The sequence below is a fragment of the Synechococcus sp. UW179B genome (assembly GCF_900474245.1).
Lineage (GTDB): Bacteria > Cyanobacteriota > Cyanobacteriia > PCC-6307 > Cyanobiaceae > Synechococcus_C.
This window is the reverse complement of record NZ_UCNZ01000009.1, coordinates 98,749-117,410: the sequence shown is the minus strand read 5'-3', so window position 1 is coordinate 117,410 and position 18,662 is coordinate 98,749. Positions and strand designations below refer to the sequence as shown.

The 18,662-nt window shown below is 52.1% G+C and carries 22 protein-coding genes; 13 read left to right on the top strand and 9 right to left on the bottom strand.

Features of this window, described 5'->3' with window-relative positions:
- Window positions 1-166 precede the first annotated feature (166 nt).
- The 6 genes from DXY38_RS05235 to DXY38_RS05210 all read left to right on the top strand — a co-directional run bounded on the left by DXY38_RS05235 (window position 167) and on the right by DXY38_RS05210 (window position 3,808).
- A complete protein-coding gene (locus DXY38_RS05235; RefSeq protein WP_006854876.1) occupies window positions 167-685 on the top strand; it encodes a phycocyanin subunit beta in 519 nt (172 codons plus the stop codon).
- 40 nt (window positions 686-725) lie between these two features.
- Window positions 726-1,214 carry a phycocyanin subunit alpha gene (gene cpcA, locus DXY38_RS05230; protein ID WP_115070736.1) on the top strand — a complete coding sequence of 163 codons (489 nt, stop codon included), beginning with the start codon at window positions 726-728 and terminating at the stop codon, window positions 1,212-1,214.
- An 86-nt stretch (window positions 1,215-1,300) separates the two neighbouring features.
- The gene (locus DXY38_RS05225; RefSeq protein ID WP_006854874.1) at window positions 1,301-1,891 is read left to right on the top strand and encodes a chromophore lyase CpcT/CpeT; all 591 of its coding nucleotides are present in this window, start codon (window positions 1,301-1,303) and stop codon (window positions 1,889-1,891) included.
- Window positions 1,882-2,691: a HEAT repeat domain-containing protein gene (locus tag DXY38_RS05220; RefSeq protein WP_115070735.1), complete on the top strand. Its 810-nt coding sequence runs from the start codon at window positions 1,882-1,884 to the stop codon at window positions 2,689-2,691. The genes DXY38_RS05225 and DXY38_RS05220 overlap by 10 nt, the downstream gene beginning before the upstream one ends.
- On the top strand, window positions 2,688-3,323 hold the full coding sequence (locus DXY38_RS05215) for a HEAT repeat domain-containing protein (RefSeq protein WP_115070734.1): 636 nt from the start codon (window positions 2,688-2,690) through the stop codon (window positions 3,321-3,323). Before DXY38_RS05220 ends, DXY38_RS05215 begins: the two co-directional genes overlap by 4 nt.
- A complete protein-coding gene (locus DXY38_RS05210; RefSeq protein ID WP_115070733.1) occupies window positions 3,320-3,808 on the top strand; it encodes a low molecular weight protein-tyrosine-phosphatase in 489 nt (162 codons plus the stop codon). Before DXY38_RS05215 ends, DXY38_RS05210 begins: the two co-directional genes overlap by 4 nt.
- A 3-nt stretch (window positions 3,809-3,811) precedes the next feature.
- Here DXY38_RS05210 and DXY38_RS05205 read toward each other — a convergent pair whose 3' ends face one another.
- Window positions 3,812-5,296: a bifunctional pantoate--beta-alanine ligase/(d)CMP kinase gene (locus tag DXY38_RS05205; protein WP_244279017.1), complete on the bottom strand. Its 1,485-nt coding sequence runs from the start codon at window positions 5,294-5,296 to the stop codon at window positions 3,812-3,814.
- Window positions 5,297-5,358: 62 nt separating this feature from the next.
- The gene (locus tag DXY38_RS05200; protein WP_115070731.1) at window positions 5,359-5,868 is read right to left on the bottom strand and encodes a septal ring lytic transglycosylase RlpA family protein; all 510 of its coding nucleotides are present in this window, start codon (window positions 5,866-5,868) and stop codon (window positions 5,359-5,361) included.
- A gap of 337 nt (window positions 5,869-6,205) precedes the next feature.
- Between DXY38_RS05200 and purM the strand changes: the two genes are divergently transcribed.
- The gene (purM, locus tag DXY38_RS05195; protein ID WP_115070730.1) at window positions 6,206-7,246 is read left to right on the top strand and encodes a phosphoribosylformylglycinamidine cyclo-ligase; all 1,041 of its coding nucleotides are present in this window, start codon (window positions 6,206-6,208) and stop codon (window positions 7,244-7,246) included.
- A 137-nt stretch (window positions 7,247-7,383) separates the two neighbouring features.
- On the top strand, window positions 7,384-8,010 hold the full coding sequence (locus DXY38_RS05190) for a 2-hydroxyacyl-CoA dehydratase (protein WP_115070729.1): 627 nt from the start codon (window positions 7,384-7,386) through the stop codon (window positions 8,008-8,010).
- Here the strand turns inward: DXY38_RS05190 and DXY38_RS05185 are convergent.
- Window positions 7,998-8,957: an aldo/keto reductase gene (locus tag DXY38_RS05185; protein WP_115070728.1), complete on the bottom strand. Its 960-nt coding sequence runs from the start codon at window positions 8,955-8,957 to the stop codon at window positions 7,998-8,000. The genes DXY38_RS05190 and DXY38_RS05185 overlap by 13 nt on opposite strands.
- Window positions 8,958-9,006: 49 nt before the next feature.
- Between DXY38_RS05185 and DXY38_RS05180 the strand changes: the two genes are divergently transcribed.
- Together DXY38_RS05180 and DXY38_RS05175 are read left to right on the top strand one after the other, a co-directional pair.
- Window positions 9,007-9,186: a hypothetical protein gene (locus DXY38_RS05180; protein WP_115070727.1), complete on the top strand. Its 180-nt coding sequence runs from the start codon at window positions 9,007-9,009 to the stop codon at window positions 9,184-9,186.
- Window positions 9,187-9,208: 22 nt separating this feature from the next.
- A complete protein-coding gene (locus DXY38_RS05175) occupies window positions 9,209-9,718 on the top strand; it encodes a hypothetical protein (protein ID WP_115070786.1) in 510 nt (169 codons plus the stop codon).
- Between the two features lie 87 nt (window positions 9,719-9,805).
- Here the strand turns inward: DXY38_RS05175 and DXY38_RS05170 are convergent, their stop codons facing one another.
- The gene (locus DXY38_RS05170; RefSeq protein WP_244279016.1) at window positions 9,806-10,549 is read right to left on the bottom strand and encodes an ion transporter; all 744 of its coding nucleotides are present in this window, start codon (window positions 10,547-10,549) and stop codon (window positions 9,806-9,808) included.
- Between the two features lie 752 nt (window positions 10,550-11,301).
- Between DXY38_RS05170 and DXY38_RS05165 the strand changes: the two genes are divergently transcribed.
- Window positions 11,302-12,720: a hypothetical protein gene (locus tag DXY38_RS05165; protein ID WP_244279015.1), complete on the top strand. Its 1,419-nt coding sequence runs from the start codon at window positions 11,302-11,304 to the stop codon at window positions 12,718-12,720.
- A gap of 233 nt (window positions 12,721-12,953) precedes the next feature.
- Here DXY38_RS05165 and DXY38_RS05160 read toward each other — a convergent pair whose 3' ends face one another.
- The 4 genes from DXY38_RS05160 to DXY38_RS05135 form a co-directional block, all read right to left on the bottom strand.
- The gene (locus DXY38_RS05160; protein WP_115070726.1) at window positions 12,954-13,487 is read right to left on the bottom strand and encodes a hypothetical protein; all 534 of its coding nucleotides are present in this window, start codon (window positions 13,485-13,487) and stop codon (window positions 12,954-12,956) included.
- Complete coding sequence (locus tag DXY38_RS05155) at window positions 13,487-13,894, bottom strand: hypothetical protein (RefSeq protein ID WP_136988030.1); 408 nt, start codon at window positions 13,892-13,894, stop codon at window positions 13,487-13,489. The genes DXY38_RS05160 and DXY38_RS05155 overlap by 1 nt, the downstream gene beginning before the upstream one ends.
- Window positions 13,895-15,195: 1,301 nt before the next feature.
- Window positions 15,196-15,378 (bottom strand): hypothetical protein, encoded by a 183-nt coding sequence (locus DXY38_RS05140; protein ID WP_115070723.1) that lies wholly within the window; start codon window positions 15,376-15,378, stop codon window positions 15,196-15,198.
- Window positions 15,372-16,040 (bottom strand): recombinase family protein, encoded by a 669-nt coding sequence (locus tag DXY38_RS05135; RefSeq protein ID WP_115070722.1) that lies wholly within the window; start codon window positions 16,038-16,040, stop codon window positions 15,372-15,374. Before DXY38_RS05135 ends, DXY38_RS05140 begins: the two co-directional genes overlap by 7 nt.
- A 171-nt stretch (window positions 16,041-16,211) precedes the next feature.
- On the opposite strand from DXY38_RS05135, the gene DXY38_RS05130 reads away from it, so the two are divergent.
- Together DXY38_RS05130 and DXY38_RS05125 are read left to right on the top strand one after the other, a co-directional pair.
- Window positions 16,212-16,457 carry a DUF1651 domain-containing protein gene (locus DXY38_RS05130; RefSeq protein WP_115070721.1) on the top strand — a complete coding sequence of 82 codons (246 nt, stop codon included), beginning with the start codon at window positions 16,212-16,214 and terminating at the stop codon, window positions 16,455-16,457.
- 276 nt (window positions 16,458-16,733) lie between these two features.
- Window positions 16,734-17,117, top strand: a complete 384-nt coding sequence (locus tag DXY38_RS05125) for a hypothetical protein (RefSeq protein WP_136988027.1) — start codon at window positions 16,734-16,736, stop codon at window positions 17,115-17,117.
- Window positions 17,118-17,248: 131 nt separating this feature from the next.
- Here DXY38_RS05125 and DXY38_RS05120 read toward each other — a convergent pair whose 3' ends face one another.
- Window positions 17,249-18,370, bottom strand: a complete 1,122-nt coding sequence (locus DXY38_RS05120; protein WP_115070719.1) for a sulfotransferase family 2 domain-containing protein — start codon at window positions 18,368-18,370, stop codon at window positions 17,249-17,251.
- Window positions 18,371-18,662: the final 292 nt, after the last annotated feature.

Below are 18,662 nucleotides of genomic sequence, written 5' to 3'. Positions count from 1 at the left end.
TCAGATGGCCTCTGCCACCTGGGGAGTTAAACATTATGAACAGCTGTCGGGGGCGACAAGCCTCTTTAGTCAGAATCGGTTCCGACGGGATGGGCACAGCTTCCGTGCCGTCCTCATCCAGGTCTGAAGACTTTTTCCCCTCCAGACAGTTCCAAGGAGTTCTCCCATGTTCGACGCCTTCACTAAGGTTGTCGCCCAGGCCGATGCCCGGGGCCAGTTCATCAGTTCCAGCGAAATCGATGCCCTGTCGGCAATGGTTTCCGACAGCGACAAGCGACTCGACTCTGTGAGTCGTCTCTCCAGCAACGCTTCCACAATCGTTGCCAACGCTGCTCGCCAGCTGTTTGCTCAGCAGCCTGCATTGATCGCTCCTGGTGGCAATGCTTACACCAGTCGTCGCATGGCTGCTTGCCTTCGCGACATGGAGATCATCCTGCGCTACGTCACCTACTCAGCATTCACAGGTGACGCTTCTGTCCTTGATGATCGTTGCCTGAACGGTCTGCGCGAGACCTACTTGGCTTTGGGCACACCAGGCGCCTCCGTTGCAGCTGGCGTCAACTTGATGAAAGAAGCTGCCCTGGCAATCGTCAACGACAAAGCCGGCATCTCCTCAGGTGATTGCTCTTCCCTCTCCAGCGAAATCGGCACCTATTTCGACCGCGCTGCTGCTGCAGTGGCCTGATCAGGCATAGCCGACTCGACGATTCAATCCCTTTTCAACAATGAAAACTCCCCTCACCGAAGCTGTAGCAGCAGCCGATTCACAAGGCCGCTTCCTCAGCAACACTGAAGTTCAGGCTGCTTCTGGTCGTTTCAATCGCGCCAAAGCCAGCCTCGAGGCTGCCAAAGGTCTCACCGCCAAGGCTGACTCCTTGGTGAACGGTGCCGCTCAAGCCGTTTACACCAAGTTCCCCTACACCACTCAGATGCAGGGTTCGAACTACTCCACCACCAGTGAAGGCAAAGCCAAGTGTGCCCGTGATATCGGTTACTACTTGCGCATGATCACCTACTGCCTGGTGGCTGGTGGCACAGGCCCCATGGACGATTACCTGATCGCTGGTCTCGATGAGATCAACCGCACCTTTGAGCTTTCTCCATCCTGGTATGTGGAAGCCCTTAAGTACATCAAGGCCAACCACGGTCTGTCTGGCAATGCCGGCACTGAAGCCAACAGCTACATCGACTACGCCATTAACGCTCTGATCTGATCTAGATCAATCCAAGAGTTTTTGGTCAAAAGGGGCCCCCATCCAGGGGCTCTTTTTTATTGTCAAGCAACTCCTACAAGCGGAACATGACGCCATCCGTACGCCGTTTTGTTCAGCAGATTTGTGGTGAATACAGCAACCAAGAGCAGGCATTCGAAAATCCGCCTTTTTTTGCTCACATCTTTCTGCGCTACACACCTCTCCTCCACTTACAACCTGGATCGATTTTGCTGGAGCAGACCTATGCCGTTGATCCCAGCCATCCCTACCGCTTAAGGGTCATCAGAGCAGAAGAACGATCCCCAGGAGTGATCAAGCTCTGGAACCACACCTTCCTGGACCCGGATCGCTTTGCAGAAGCGACGTTTGATCCAGATTGTCGAGGACAAATTCAAGACAAGGATCTGATCTCCATGGATCAATGCCATTACCAAGTCACAGAGGTTGATGGCGGCTACCGCGGTGAAATGGAACCGGGATGCCAATGCATCGTGCGACGAGATGGGAAAGACACGGTTTTAGTCAGCACCTTTCATCTCAAAGGTGATGCTTTAGAAACACTCGACCGAGGGCATGACCCGGTCACCCATGAACGCTGCTGGGGATCCATCGCGGGCGAGTTTCGGTTTTTACGCACCAAAACATGGGGCGAGGAAATCCCTGCGCAATGGACATAATCAACACTCCAGCTGCAGACGCTGCCGACCACCCTCCCCTCAGTGAAGAACAAGTCATCAGCAATTTGCAGCAAGAATCAGATCTGTCCGACCAGTACTACGCCGCATGGTGGCTCGGAAGGATGCGCAGTCGACATCCCCAGACGGTGCCCCTGCTCCTGAAAACCCTGCAAACGTTTCAGGAGCATCCAGACGATCAAGATCGTCGCGGAGTTGCACTCAATGCCATTCGCTCTCTTGGTTGGCTCCAAGAGACCTCGACGTCCGACATCCTTTCAGGCCTCCTTCAATCCAATGACTACGGCATCCGAGAAGCAGCCGCACGCAGCTTGGGTTCGATGAAAGCCCCCAACGCCGTAGAAGCGCTTTGCTCCCTTCTCGCCAGCGGGCCAACCATCGCTGGCCAAGAACGTCCGAACTCAGCTCTGTTGCAAGAGCCCTGTGAAGCCATTCTTGAAGCGCTTGGATCGATTGGCAGCAACGGAGCCGACGTGCTGAATGTGATTCGTCCCTTTTGCAACCACGCTCGAGCTTTGATTCGTAGTGCAGCGTGTCGAGCGATGCTGCAGCTCACCCAAGACGGGCAATGGGCCCAACAGTTGGAACAACTGCTCAACGATCCAACACCGCTCGTTCGCCGTGGAGCGCTGCTCGATCTCGGGGCCACAGGATGGCTCCCCTCCCTTCCAGCCATTCAAGCCACCGCCGCTGAGAACAGCCTCAAATTGGTTGCCTTACGTGGATTGGCGGAACAATCTGGCGATTCCAAGGTTTTGGACGCCATGGATTCACTGTTGTGACGCACTCCGACCTTCTAAGCAGCGCGATTCGAGAGCTCGATCGTGCCCGCACAACTCCAGATCTGATCCAAGCCACCCGATCGCTATCGACCCTGAAGGATCTCAAGGCAGCGCCAAAACTGATCGAAGTGCTCAGCTTCAACAACCCAGCGGTGGGAGCGGTGGCGATGGGAGGACTGATTGCCCTTGGCCCTGATGTGGTGCCGATCCTGCTTCGCAATCTCAATGCCCATGATTACGGCGCTAGGGCATGGGCGATTCGCGCCTTGGCCGAACTGAAGGATCCTCGCGGCACCGATGTGCTGATTCAGGCGCTCCAACAGGACATCGCCCCGAGCGTGCGTCGCGCCGCGGCCAAAGGTTTGGCCGCCATCAGTGGAGCTTCGATCCATTCGCCAGACAGAACAGAGCGTTGTCTTCAGGCCCTGATTGACGCAGGGGAGGATGGAGAGTGGGTCGTGCGCTACGCCGTGGCCTACGGGTTGGAGTTTTGCCTCCTCCATTGCAGGCTTCTTGGGAGCATTCGTGATCAAGCCAGGAGCACGCTGAACACCCTTTCGGGGGAGTCTGAAGAGGTGGGCGTGGTGCGTCTCAGGGCAAAGTTGGCACTGCAACGCCTGAAGGCCTCATGACAACAAAGTTGCTATTTGTCTGTCTCGGCAATATCTGCCGTTCACCCGCCGCTGAAGGTGTGTTTCTTCACCTCATCGAGCAGAGAGAGCTCACGGACCAGTTTCTTGTTGATTCCGCTGGCACCGGTGGGTGGCATGTAGGCAATCCAGCCGATCAGCGCATGCAAGCAGCCGCCATGCGGCGAGGGATTCATCTGCCTAGTCGTGCCCGCCAACTCGAACGCGGCGACTTAGAGAGTTTTGATCACGTTCTCACCATGGATCGGGACAACCTGCGCAATGTGACCAGCATGGCCAAAGAATTCGGCCCCAGAAGTACAGCCCAGATTCGCCTCATGCTCAGCCATGCGCGTCGGGCAGACACGCTCGAGGTTCCAGATCCCTATTACGGAGGTGAGCAGGGCTTCGAACATGTGCTCGATCTACTCGAAGATGCCTGCGAAGGCCTTCTAGACGACCTCTTGGCTCCAACCACTCAGCGCTAACCGTTAGGCGGGGGTTGGCCAAACCTCTTCCGCCACCCGACGACGGAACAGATCTTCCAAGGCATCAATCACCTGGTCGATGCTCATGCCATCGCTGATCAACTCGATGGCATCGTCGGCCTGAAGCAGGGGCGCCACCTCACGGGTGCTGTCAAGGCGATCGCGTTCAACAATCTGTGCTTCTAGGTCGGGCAGAGCTGGCACCTCATGTCCTCTCGCCTCCAAATCGAGGGCACGGCGTCGAGCGCGCTCTTTCGGTGTTGCAGTGAGAAACACCTTGAGCTCTGCATCCGGAAACACTGCAGTGCCAATGTCACGACCTTCAGCGACCAGGCCGCCCGCTGCGCCCATGCGCTTCTGCTGAGCAGTCAGCGCAGCACGGACACAAGCGTGGGCCGCGACCGCTGATACCGACGCCGTCACCCGCGGATCGCGAATGGCATCGGTGACCTCGTGGCCATTGACACGCACCGCCTGCACACCATGCTGCAAGGGCGCAAGTTCGACCTCGAGATCCCGCAACACAAGATCCACAGCCGCAGAATCCGCAGGATCAATTCCCTGCTCGAGCACCAACCACGTCACGGCGCGATACATCGCTCCCGTATCGAGGTAGACCAGTCCGAGGCGCTCAGCAAAGGCCCTGGTCACCGTGCTTTTACCAGCACCAGCAGGACCATCAATGGCAACGAGGGGAGAACGCGTCATTAAAAAGACATTATCAATCAGGCGAGTGCTGCCACATCGAACAGCAGCTGCAAGCAAATTAATGGATGCCGCATGGGGCTGGGAAGGCTGTAAAAGCCAGGGATCAACAACGTCGACGTACTCCACCCCGAGTCCTCCCTCCTCAAGATGACGGCGAACTTGACCAGTGTCCTGCGACATGCCGCCACTCAAGAACGCAGATTTCGCATCGCGTAGAACCTGGGCAAACAACACCCCTTGCTGGCGCTCTTGAGCGTTGAGGTAGCGGTTGCGCGAACTGCTAGCCAGACCATCACCATCTCTCACGGTGGGCACACTGCGCACCCGGACGTCCAAGCCCAAGTCCACCACCATGCGGCGAAGAATGGTGAGTTGCTGCCAATCCTTTTCCCCCAAAAACAACTGATGCGGCCTGGCCAATGCCAACAGACGGCACACCACTGTGACGACACCATCGAAGTGACCAGGCCTTGTTGATCCGCACAATCGTGACTGCAACGATTTCGGCGCCTGAACCCTCCAGGATTCAGCCATCCCACCGGGGTAAATCTGCTGCTCGTCTGGACACCAGATTGCAGAAGCACCAGACAGCTCCGCCAGTTCGCAGTCCGCTTCAAAGGTTCGTGGGTAGCGAGCGAAATCCTCATTCGCACCAAACTGCAAAGGATTGACGAACACGCTCACCAAGGTCTCTGCCACACCTGCCTTTGAGCGGGAGGCCGCCGCAATCAGGCTTGCGTGGCCGTGATGAAGCCCCCCCATCGTTGGGACAAAATGCACGTTGGCGTCACAGGATTGACGCCAACGTTGAAGTTCATGCAGGGATTGACAAACCTGAATGCTCAGCGGAGCACCTCGAGGCGCACTTGAGCAATGCCGCTTGACACCAACCCAAGGTGCTGAGCGGCGCCATGGGCGATATCGATGACGCGATGGCCACTGAATGGGCCCCTGTCATTGATTCGAACGATCGTTTCTTTGCCGTTTCTGAGATTCGTCACCTTCACTTTCGTTCCAAAAGGCAACGTGCGATGCGCTGCGGTCATGGTTCCTGGCCTGAACACCTCTCCATTGGCGGTGCGATTGCCAAAAAAGCCAGGTCCGTACCAACTGGCTTCTCCCGTTGAGGTGGAAACAACCAACGTTTTGGCAGGTTTCGGCGGAGCGACGACAGGGGGAGGTGCCACCGCCGGGGTTGTTGGAGCAGAGGCCTGAACGGACTCCGAGCTCAAGGGTTCGAAAGGGTCGTAGAGATCAAGGGTGGGTACATCGCGCGCCAACACTGGAAACAGGGCAAAGCCTGTAGCGAAGAGCCCAGTGGCGAGCGTTGCTAAGGGGAAAGATCGGTGCATGCAAGTCGATGGTTCGGACTTCTTAGAGCGACCCTTGCCCGAAAACAAAGCGGAAAAGGTCGTCTGGTCCGAACGATCTCTCGTTTCAAACTTTGAGCAAGCTAAAAACCTTTTTCAATCTTGCTCAGGAACGCTGAGACATCTCGCTTGGACGAAATCGTTGACGCAACCCTGAGATCTCACACCCGCACAGGGCTGCACAACACAACAGAACGAATAACGCATTAGGGAGCCTGATCTCAGAGAAAAGCCACACTCATCAATGGCTCGGACGATCTCAGATCAGGCACAGCACGAGCCATGAAAGAGGAGGATCATTGCAGTGAAGCATTTTTGAATGGACTACAAAACCGCTGGGGTCGATGTGGAGGCGGGGCGCGCCTTCGTCAACAGAATCCGCAAGAGCGTGGAAGCCACGCACCGGCCAGAGGTCGTAGGCGGACTCGGTGGTTTTGGCGGCCTGATGCGCCTTCCCGCAGGACTCAAGAAACCCCTGTTGGTGTCAGGGACTGACGGCGTTGGCACCAAGCTTGAACTCGCTCAAGACCATGGCCGGCATCACGACGTGGGGATCGACCTTGTCGCCATGTGCGTCAACGACGTGATCACCAGTGGGGCAGAACCCCTCTTTTTCCTCGACTACATGGCCACTGGAGCTTTGAGCCCTGAAGCGATGGCCACGGTGGTGGAGGGCATTGCCGAGGGATGTCGCATGAGTGGCTGCGCTTTGTTGGGTGGTGAAACCGCTGAAATGCCAGGGTTCTATCCACCAGGGCGTTACGACCTAGCAGGCTTCTGCGTCGCTGTTGTTGAAGAAGAGCAGCTGATCGACGGGCGGCAGATCCGCGCGGGCGATCGCATTCTGGGCATTGCCAGCAGCGGCATTCACAGCAATGGCTTCAGCCTGGTGCGCAGGGTGCTCACCCAAGCTGGCGCCAATGCTGAAACCAGATTCGGTCCCGACGATCAACCTCTGATCGAGACCTTGCTCACCCCCACACAGCTCTATGGACGTCTTGTGAAAACCCTGCTCGAAGCAGGAACACCCCTTCACGGAATGGCTCACATCACAGGAGGCGGGCTTCCAGAAAACCTGCCTCGTTGCCTACCGAACGGTTTACAAGCAAGCGTGGACCCTTCGAGCTGGGTACGCCCGGCTGTCTATGACTGGCTGCAATCCCATGGCGACATCCCCGAACGAGACCTCTGGCATACCTTTAATCTCGGCATTGGTTACTGCTTAATCGTCCCCGAGGAAGGGGTTGCGGTCGCTGAGAAAGCATGCGAATCGCAGGGGCTTCAGGCCTGGGCCATCGGACGGATCGAACGTTCAACAGGCGGGGATGGAAACGGACCCGTGTTGGGACTTCCAACATGAATTCAGCCCCCTATTCGATAGAAGACGTCAGCTCATAAAACTGGCTGCGCTCTCAAACCCATTTGGGGTATGAATCGTTAGTGTTGTTATGGCACTTCGGCATTTGCCGCAGCAGAGCGTTAAATCTTTAACTAGAAATGGCTTTCGATAGAATTCAGAGAACGACCCGTAGACGATCTTCTGCTGGTCCTACGCCTCCACGGAGGCCCCTAGGCGGGAATTATGACCGTGAATCAAACCATCGACAAGGGGCCAGGCCTACTTTTCTAGCCCTCAAAGATCATGGAAAGGTCTTTGTGGCCGATATGCCCTTCCTGTCGGACGGACAACTCGCGAACATCACCAAAGAAGCTGCTGAAGTTCTCGAGAGCCTCGAGCGCAGGATTGTTGAACTTGAAGAGATTGCGGATCAGCCAATTGCCGACCGCGACACCCTGATTAAGGCCTGCACCAAGCGAGACGTGACCCATCGTTTCCTTCGTGCCATTGAAGAGGAGCAACAGCAGCGCCGTGAAAACCCAGCTGTCCTAAGCGCTGCAGGGGAGTCCCTACCGAGAACATTTCTTGAAATCGCCCGGCATCGTCTGCCAGGAGCCACATTCGATTCTCTTCTTCAAGAAGCTTTGAATGCCTGTGAACAATCCAAGGCGCAGGAAGAGACGTCCAATCCATCTCCGGTCAAGGTCATACCATTCCAGGGCAAAGCTTCATCTTTGCCAGTGGTTGTAAGTCCTGATCCTGATCCTGCTGATCAGGCACTCTGAAATGGATTAGCTGGCATGCGTACCACTGTTTTTTTACTGGCTTGATCCAAAGCCTGCCTCTCGGCTTCACTCAGCGTCCATTGCAAAGCTTGAGTGACGTCAATCGCTTGGCCTGGGCGACGCAATCCTGGAATCGGGCAAGCACCATGGGCCCGGCACCAATTCAAAGCCACTTGGGCCATCGAAGAGCTTCGGCTTGCAGCGATCTCAACCATGACGGCACGCAAGTCCTCACTGGCTGGGAGCAGACGCTGAAACAACCTTGAACGCAACATCGTTGCGGTGGTGCCTTGCACTCCTGGAGGAATCGCCAAAATTCCGAGGGCTAGGGGGCTATAGGCCAACAACTCAACACCAAGCTCCCGGCACACATCCGCCAACTCGCCATGGAGAACCGGTTCAGGAGCAAGCAGAGACAGCTGAACTTGCACGCTTTTTAGGGAGATGCCTCTGTTCAAGAGATGTTCATGGAGGAAGCGAAGACGCTTGGGCCCCACGTTGGACAAGCCCAGTTCTGGCACCAAGCCTTGCTCGACGAGGTCCCCAAGCCCATCGAGCAAAGGCAACTCTTGCCAAGGGGCATAGCGAGCCGTGCTCCAGTGCAATTGGATTCGATCCAAACGTCCTCCCAAACGCTCTTTACTGGCATCAAACGCACGCTTAAACCCGCTGCGTCCCAGCCTCCAAGGGAATGGAGCCAACTTGGTTGCCACCTTGAGCTTTTGGGACTGAACAGGATCCATGGCACGCAGAAACTGACCCAGCAACCGTTCGCTACGCCCATTGAGGCGTCCTGTGCCATAGGAATCGGCGGTGTCCACAAGCGACAATCCGCCTTGAACAGCTGCGCTCAGAGTGGCCGCAAGATCGGGATCATCACGCTCCGGCTGGTAACCCCACAGCAATTGATTGCCCCAGGCCCAAGTCCCAAATCCGATTCCCGTCACGCCGGCCTTTCACTGTTCACGCCATGATCGTCGTAAAGCAGCGCTCGCCATGGCATCGATCGCAGAACCCATCATGCAAACGAGCAAACCATCCGGCTCCGAAGCCGATCGCGCAGGAGATGGGGTCACAACAGGCCAAAGTGAAAAGGTCCTTTGTCCCCACTGCCGTCGCACCCCCACCAATGGCATCCGATGCATGGGGATTTGCGTCGCTGATAACGACTACTGAACAAAGGATTACTGAACAGATGATGGATCGCTCTCTTGCTTTGCGCCTCAGCACCTTGCTGCTGCTGAGCAGCGCGATGAGCTTTCCCTTAAAAGGGGCTGCCGATCCGAATCTCAAAATTGGCCGCTATGAAACGAACACGAAGGAGTGTTCCTTCACCGGCAGCAAACAAGAAAGCTCTGCTTGCATCACCTTGCAGCTCAAAGGACGCAGTGCCTCCGTCGTAGCGGTCCGCTTGATTGGTCACGGCAGCACCAAAAATTCCCGTAGGCAGCTCACGTTCGTCACCCTGACAACACAGGAAGAATCACCTTTGAAATGCAGCGCTGGAACCTGTCGCTTAGAAGCCCAGTCGTGGCAAAGCGCAGTCTCAAGCGTGGCAGAAGCATCATTCAACTCCAATGGAATTGCAACGGGCTTACCCAAGGCTTGGGCCGCTAACAACGGAGAATGCAGCTTGAAAAACAGAGTTTTACGCTGCAGCGCTGTGCACATCAATGGTGAGATATACAAAGCAGAGGCTCATTTCTAGATTTCAAAATTTTTCATTTGACTGTATTAAACAAAGAGAACACATGCCAACCAAGAGATCAGTTCTTCTAGTGGTTGGACTGGAATCTCAACCACTCTTGGAATCTAAATCCGTTTTTTCTAGACTCAGAGAATCTGTGAATCCAGAAGAAATAATACCAATAGGGATTGCGATCACAGCAATCCCAAACAATGCCGTCATCGCAGCAACAATCTTTCCAGCTGCCGTTTCTGGAGATACATCTCCATAGCCAACCGTCGTTACGGTAATCACTGACCACCATAAGCACCGAGGGATGGAGCCAAATTGCTCGGCTTGCACGCTTCCTTCAACCACATACATCAATGCACTACTGATACAAATCACGACAGCCGAATAGATGGCAGAAATTTGCAGTTCTTCCTTTTTCGACGTAATAGCGTGATTAAAGTGCTTTACACTTTTCTGAAAGCGCTTAGAACGCCCTATCTTGCCAATTCGCACAAGACGAATCAGTCGAAGCAGATAGAGCTCAGGACTAATAAATCCAAGGATCGTTGGCGCAATCGCAACAAGATCAAGAATCGCCATTGGAGTGATCGCGAAATCCAAGGCGCCTCTCACTCCTTTTCGCGCCCCATCTCGGAGCGGCGCAATCCATAAACGGGAAAGGTATTCCACAAGAAACAAGATTGCGACGACCAGGTCTAATTTTGCCAAAAGCTCAAGATGAGGGCCACGAACCACAGGCTCCGTCGCAAGAATTGCCAGCAGAATGGAGAAGACAATTAAAAGCCCAATAGCCTTAACAACAAACGTGCTTTTTCGACCAGTTTGCTCTTCTTCAAGCAAAACACAAACCCTATTTCTAATATTTTTCACCTGATCTTCCTCGCAAATAACTTGTATTTTGCTGCTGAACCCCCTCCATCGCCACCCAGGCACAAAGGCAGTTCAGGCGCGAGTGAACGGGAGCTGCCACGGAGAACCGAACCTCAACTGCCGGCATTCCGTAAGCACAAATACTCAGCAATTCGGATAGAACGGTGCGGTCGCATGAGAACGACTCAGGCCTCAGGAGATCGAACGCTCCTGGGGCTTTTTTTCGCTTAACCCTCAACTCTCCAACGCGTCATTCACAAGAGCCAACGCCTCAAGGCTCAACCTTCATCCCCAACAACCAAGCACCCCTTTAAGAGCCACGAACCCAAATGCACGATCAAGCGTTGCCCTAACGAAGATCTGGGAAGATGCCTAAGGGGGACAAGCGCAAGCCCCATGAGAGCCCTTAAACGCAGAGCCCACAACCCATCTCAAATGAGACAGATTCTGAGCAAGACATTCGAGGATTTTGCGTAGCGTGGAGATACGCCAAATCATGAAAAGATCTCGTTCGGGTCTTTTGAGATCAAAGGCGGCACCCAGATTCGAACTGGGGATCGCTTGCTTAAAAGCACGTTTCAGTCGCTTATTCGTTGCTCTGGCGATACAGATAGAGCACCAGCAGGAAGAGTCCGCTACACCTCCGCTACACCTCCGCTACACCGCTACCCTTGAGACCTCAGTAAAAACGCGGCACCCTTTGCGTCCTGGGGTAGCGGACATTGCCCAAGAAGAAACCACCACAGACGCTGCCCGAAGACTGGGTGCGCGGGGAGCGCAAGTCGCTTCGAGTAGTGGAGGACCTCGGGTTCCCAAGCAGAGGCGTCCCTGACGGTCTGGTGGTTCAGAAGATCACCAAGTCCAAGAACCTGGAGGCGACATATCTCCCACTGGCAGAAGACGACCCCAGAGACGCAGGAGGAGGCGCTAGAGGCGGCAAGAAGCGCCGTGTGAGGCGTAGAGCGTCAACAGGCACCCAAGACCCGTGGGAGGCAGCACAGAAAGCAATTCTTTGGGCAAAGGCAGATCTGCAGCGATTACGCACTCGCCGCGAAGAAACCGAAGAGCAGAAGCACCACTCACTTCACGCGTATTGGGAGAGGTGGTTGGTGAAAGAAACCAAACGCAGAGCAGGGACCAGAAGCGCCTCCCGCATCAGAGACGACATCCTCAAGTGGGAAGGCGAGGGATATGGGATCAAGCACCAACCCTGGTCCAACAAACCCGTGGATCGGATCAACACCCTCGACCTTGAGGACTACTGGTCAGTGCTGGATCAGAGACGGACCCCCACCAACGACATGAGTGGGACCAAGAAGCAGCAGAAGACCCTGATACGAAAACTGCTGACCGAGGCAAGACAACAGGACTTCCCGCACTTGGTAATCCCCGACTTCCCAGAGATCAGCAGTCAGAAGAAACAAGTTCGGCACCTCACCAGGAAGGAATGGGACCTGCTCCTGAAGAAGGTGGTGGAACTCTCTGAAGGAGCAGCACGAAAGGACCTTTCGGTCTCGGACTACCAGGACCTTCAGTTCTCCAAAGCGAACAACCAGAACCAGAGGAACTGGGTTGATCTCTACGACTGCCTGAACCTCATGTGGTTCTTCTATCTGCGGGCAGAAGACCTCCCACGGATCAGAGCGGAATGGTTCCAGGACAGAGGAGAGGAGATCGTCTGCGTCCTTGAGATCACCAAGGGGGACAGAAACAAGCAGGAGACCAGGCACTACAGGTCTGACGCCTTGAAGAACTGGAGGCGGATGAACCAGAGAAGACCCAAAGGATTCCTGGTCTTCCCTCACACGAAGAGATCAGCAGGCGAGACCAACTCCACCCTCAAGCGGACATGGAACCTGCTGCTTCAGAAGGCACTGGATGCATGTGAGATCCCTTCAGAGGGGATGACGATGACGAACATTCGCCACACCGCCTTCCGCTTGACCCTGGAGGAAGCACCTGAACTGGGACAAGCACCAGCGATCCATTCCTTCGCCGAGAACGGCATGACCTCGGCAAAGATGCTCCAGGAGACCTACCTGCGGTTTATCGAGCAGGAATCAACTGCCAAGAAGGTCAGGGCAAAGATCAAACCAGGTCCCTGGTCGATGGTTCGGGGACGAATAGAAGACCCCGACTAACCCTCTACGACTCAAATTTTTGGCGGCGGATTTTTTTGAGAAAATGGATTCGGGATAACTCTTGGACTGGGAACTGTTTCCCTATAGATTAAAAACCTAGGATTCCTTTAAGTACTGCATATAAAAAACACCACCCCTAAAAAGAGATGGTGCAGCAGTACGGGTTTAGAGAGATGAAAGGTTGGTAGAAAAACCTTTTACATGGAAGTCATCAGCAAGCATCATCTATACAACTATTTATTCCCATATTGATTACACCAGAAAATCTGTTCCTCCATCTCTTCTCCTGTTTTCTCCAAGAAGGGTTCCACCCTGCAAAACACCTTGTAGTCAATTGCTTCCCTTATCGCTTCCATTGCTTCGTCAGAAGTTCCATGCACTAATGCTTCCATCACTCTGGATGCATTCTCCTTGGATACTTTTTTGTATCGCTTGCGCTCTGCCTTGTATATCTCATCATCTAAAATCTCTTTTTCTGCTGGCGTTGCGTCAACTCTTTCTTTGTACTCGTAGAGAGTTGACAACAGATCATCCAACTTTCCTTTGAGTTTGTTGAGTGCCTCTGGACTGGCACCACGTTCCTGGAAGTAGGTAGTGGGAGTCCTTACGTCGAATGACTCCAGGTTCTTCCATGACCTGGGATTTGACATAAGCGAGTCCAATTTCTTCTGCCTCTTCTCCTTTGCCGATTTTGCGTCCTGCTTTCTGATTCTGTTCGCCTGCTTGTTCTTGCCGATATCCCCCTTAAACCCCTTGCCCTCTTGCATCAGTCCCTCCTGAGTTGCTGCCTATGCAGTGGAGACACCACATCAGTACCTGTGACGGTCCGTGAGGGCGCTGCAGTTCCTCTGAAAGGGAATGCCTGGTAGTTGGTTCCAGCACCATCTCCATTCAGTTCTCGGAACTGCTTGAACACCTGCTCCTGCGAGACCACATCCATCCCTGGCGGTGGGTCTCCATAAACAGGGAACTGACTGACCACCTTCCTGAATCCGCCTGAGTAAGGATTGGGTTGGATGGTGATCGTGAAGTAGTAGTCAGGGTTATCGGTTGCCCTGACGGCATAGACCTCACCCACACGCAGTCGAATATCCAATGGTCTGTTGTCTTGCCTCGCCGCCTTACCCCCCGATGACTGACTCACAAAGTCCAGGGTCCTGAGGTATTGGTCCATTGGATTTTTCATTACTTCCTAAATGCAGTTTTGTAGTTTTCTTCAATCCATTCCTTTAGGATTTCCTCTTGCTTCATATTCCATTTTCTTGAGATTGAAGCAAGCATCTCCTTATAAGGTTTTGGCACTCTGTGTGACAAAGTGACTAATGTTTCTGTGCTCATTTTTACCTCAGATAAAATGTAGTGTTGATTGCTGACGCCTGTTGTGCATTTCACGAATAGCAATTTTGTGCAGATCGCTTCTGCTGCAACCAATCTCTTTCATCATTTGATATTCAACTGGGACTAAAACTGGTGCCTCAGCATCCTTATAGGTGCATTTAAACTGCTTAGAGTTTGGTTTCATCATTGGTTCTATTTAGGTTAAATCCTGGTGACATTGATTCAGTGGTCTTTAAAAGCGTCTTGTGAGACTTTAGATTTATCGTTAGAAAACAGTCTTAGATACAAAACGCACCTATATTTTTAGGAACATTTTTAATGGAATCTGCTACGCAGATTGCGAACTTCGTTCGCCATCTCGTCAATTATTTATTCGTTTTCTCTACTTCAAGACATAGTTGTCCTTATCAACCTCTACAAAGGTAGTTATGCATTTAGTGATTTTCAGGTGCTTATTTGGTTAGCATTCCGTAACAATAGACCTTAAAGTACACCCACTCTTGAACCTCGACAAAGGTATTTTAATGGGATATAGATACACTGTCAAGTTGACAAGTCAACGCCTTCTTGATGCAATAGTCAGAGAAAAGAGAAGAAATGATTTCATGCAATGCCCAGTATTTGCAGGCAGTTGTCCAGTATTTGAGCGTACTTGAGGAGCAACATTTAGAGACTGAAGAACTCAACGGGAAAGAGACCTATCGCTTTAGGTGTCCCTTCTGTTCTCATTACTCAGTTAGTGAAAAAAGCAAGAAGAGCAAACATGGTCGATTGGTTCGCACTTCTGGGAACTCTTGGATCTACACCTGCTCTAAGGGTTTCAGCAACGAATGTCGGGGTGGTGCCAGATCGTTCCACAATTTTCTGGCAATGCTCCACCCAGGACTTTTTAGGGAGTACCAGCAGAGTTTGAGTCAGGGATAGAGCAGGTCCACCAGGTTCCCGTCCTCATCAATGATTCGGTGCTGCTTCCCCGTCTGCTCTGCTCGCTTCTAGAAGCAGAGGGGAGGTGGTGAACCGTTGTGTATGGGTTCCACCCACCAAACTGATTCCGGACCTGTATTCGGTACTTAGGTGATGCCATGGCAGGTACGGAGGTGAGGAGCAGGGAGAGGAGCAGGGAGAGGAGCAGTGCTCTCATTGCTCCTCCATGACTTTCTCCACCACGGCATCCTTCACCCTGTCTTGAAAGGTCTTGCCGTCTTGCTCAGGAGCAATTGCATTCGCAGTTGATCTCAGCAGGTCTGCGGTGATCTGTCTTGCTTCTGGGTTGGTGAAGAGCAGGAACCCCAGTCCGACTCCGACAAGGATCTTCAGCACGCTTCCTTCCCCAACCGTTTCAGCATCCGCCCAACCAGGCGTTCATTGAAGGATGCCCCTCTTGATGTCCTGATGCCACTGGCGTTGAGGACTTCGCAGATGCTTCGGATGCTCTTGCCTGATTCCCTCAAAGGAACGATGACTCCAGCAACCTTCTGGGCATCTTGGAGTGCCTTCTGCTTCCTCGCAGCAGCAAGGTCATCAATGTGATGGACGGGTGCTCCTAAACGCACTCCACGTCTCTTCGCTTCCTCCAATGCTGCCTTTGTTCTCTGGGAGATGAACTGTCGTTCTTGCTCCGCCAGTGCTGCATAGATGTGGAGTTGAAAGGCGTCTGCGTAAGGCATCTGGGCGACCTTGAAGTTCAGACCCTTCTCTTCCATCAGAGAAGCGATGAAGGAGACCTTTCGGGATAGGCGATCCAACTTGGCAACGACAAGCGTTGCCTGGTGCTGCTTTGCGAGAGCAATGGCGGCACGGAGTTGGGGGCGTTCGTTATCCGTGCCCGTCTGGACCTCTACGAACTCCGCCAGCACCTCAAAGGGCGTCTCTGAATAATTCTCCAGGAAGAGTTGGATGTCTCGTTCTTGGGCATCAAGACCCAAACCACTCTTCTGGTTTTCGCCTCCGCTGACCCGTTTGTAGGTGATGTATTTCCGCATCGGACTTTTTGAAACGTGCGTTTGATGTGTCTGAAAAGCACCGGATCACCTTCTGTTTGCCCGGTCAGCACATAGGGGACAGTCCGGAACTGGTCCGGTTTTTCACCATTTCTCCCCTTCCCAATCCCACCTGACCTCGACTAGTACTGCAGTATCACTAATGGAGGGTTCATGGCAGAGGGTTGGTTGATCGACGCCAACAACCATTGGGTATGGCGGTTCCACAGGGACAACTCCGCTTGGGTTCGGGATCCGAAGGTCTTCATTGATCGCGGGCGGTCAATGCCTGACGGTCCTCCATTACTCAAGGAGCGCCGATACCTGAGGAAAGACACCGCAGAACAATTGTGGAAGTCGCTTCAGACCCAGGGGTGGAAGAAGACGAGACCGTTATGGGGTGCGACTGCCGAACCATGAACGGTCGTCACCACCTCTTCTGACGGTTCTCCTACTCCTCACAGGAGAGCAACAGGAGGAAGGTGATGGGGCGTCAAACGAGGGGACGGAACCTCTGAGGGAATGCACCTCTCAGAGGTCTTTTTTTGCCTAGCGGGGCGCTTACGTACTTATTCTTCACCCAACGCCAAACCAACGCTAAGGGTGGCACTAACTAAGCGAACTTGGAACAGGATCGCCAACAGGGATCCAGCAGAGATCGACGAGAGATACACCCCCTCTTGGTTGATCGACCTGGTGAGCGAAGTACTTGGAGAAATTGACGTAGATCCTGACTTCATTAAAAAAGGAGATGACGATAACGACCTATACGACATACAATATGCTCTCCTAAAAGAAAGCGACGTCTTTACGCCTATCAAATGGCAGGATGAAGCAAAGGGGATGAGCAAAGTTGTCGGATTTTCTGTTGATGGATATCCGCAATACCTGCTCGCAGACGCGCAATACAGTTATTCAGGTAGTGATGACGACTCCAAGTCAGTCGAAGAAAAGAGTCCTGAATGCTTTGCTTTATTTGAATATGCAATGGACAAGCATATGAAGACGGGCGTAAAGGTTGAATTCCTCCTCTACGTCGGTTTGGGACATGCTTTCATTGCTAACACAATAACGAAATAACAATGCCTTGCATTACTTACAAACGCTTCAAGCGGATCCGTCGTGGTGACTTTTCTGCCAATATGACCAACGCATAAAAGAGAGAGATTTGTCATTATCTCTCGTACAACGGCGACATCACTAACAACTGCTTAAATATCTCTAAGCAATATTCCTGGCGAGGGAGCATATGCTCTATCTTTATCCTTGAATGCAAGTGAAATAGTATTGCCTAGTTCTCTAAAATTCAGATATTGGGTCTCATACTTGAAGAGATAATAATATTTCTTGACGGTTTTCAGTGTATTCAAGAAGTGACAGAATCCATTATTCTCGCACCATTGAATGACTATATCTATATCCTCAGACTGCAGATTGCTATCAAAATCGATGGGTTCAACTAAGGATAATATTATTTGAGAAAGTCTACCATTAAAGGCATTTCCTGAGAGAATCATAATGACTACAATGGGATTTAACATCTCAGGGAAGATCTCCAAAGACGCTTTAATCGGTAAAGCGAACAACTCATAAAGATTGTTGATAGAAAAAGCAGGCAAAGAGTTGACTAATTTTTTATATTCCTCGTCTTCATTGAACATATGGAGAGATTCGATTAAAACTTTGATCCTGAAAGTTTGCCCGAAACTGACTTTATTCGGAGAAGCGTAAATGTATTTGACTTCACATGAAGAATCTAAATCATATGAATACTTAAATGCCTCAAAGTCTTTTTCGAAGATTTTCTGGATGCGGGAGCATTGGTCACTATCAAGTGACTTTTTGTAGGTATCTACTGCGCCAGTTCGGTGATCATTCTTAGTTTTGATATCCTTGTAACCAAAAGATGAAATATAATCTAATACTCCTTTCAGATGTTCAAGTTTTCCAATGAAATCGTAGTTTATGTCGTCAATACATAGATTGTACGACTGCGGTCGCTGATGAGGGTCGAACCTTCTAAAGTTATCTTCCTTGCTATGATACTCCAGGAAAGTTAAATAATTATCGATCGTACAATCCGAGGGGGACCAATTTATAAAATAATCCTGAGAACGATGCCGGCAATTGTATAGAAATGAACTCATGAATCTTGAATATGGATTCCTTACAACAGAAAATATTGGAACTGCATGAAGATTGAAATATTTTTCATGAGGGATTCTCTTCGCGCCTATGGTTTTTCCTATAGTTGAGCATGCTGACTTGTTATTTTCGGAATAAAAAAGCAATCCATTGCTCGAAATATGAATATTTGCGTATGGATAGTACATTCTGCGAGAATTTTAAGTAGTATTTTACTATAAGTAAGCAAAGTTGTCAATGTGCTTGAATTTATCTTGCTGTTAATCCTCCGATGCCTAACTTTGTGGCAAGTAGAATTAATATCGATTTTCAGTCTTTTGCGGAATATTGACAATTCTAATTGCAAATACCGCTAAGAGTCGGGGGTGGTATGTAGCGAAGACTCCTCATATCAATTTGGATCTTCTGGCACGCCATCGTTCTGAAACGTTGTGACCTGGTTCAACGACGAGGAGGCGTATCGATACTCCTCACAGGAGA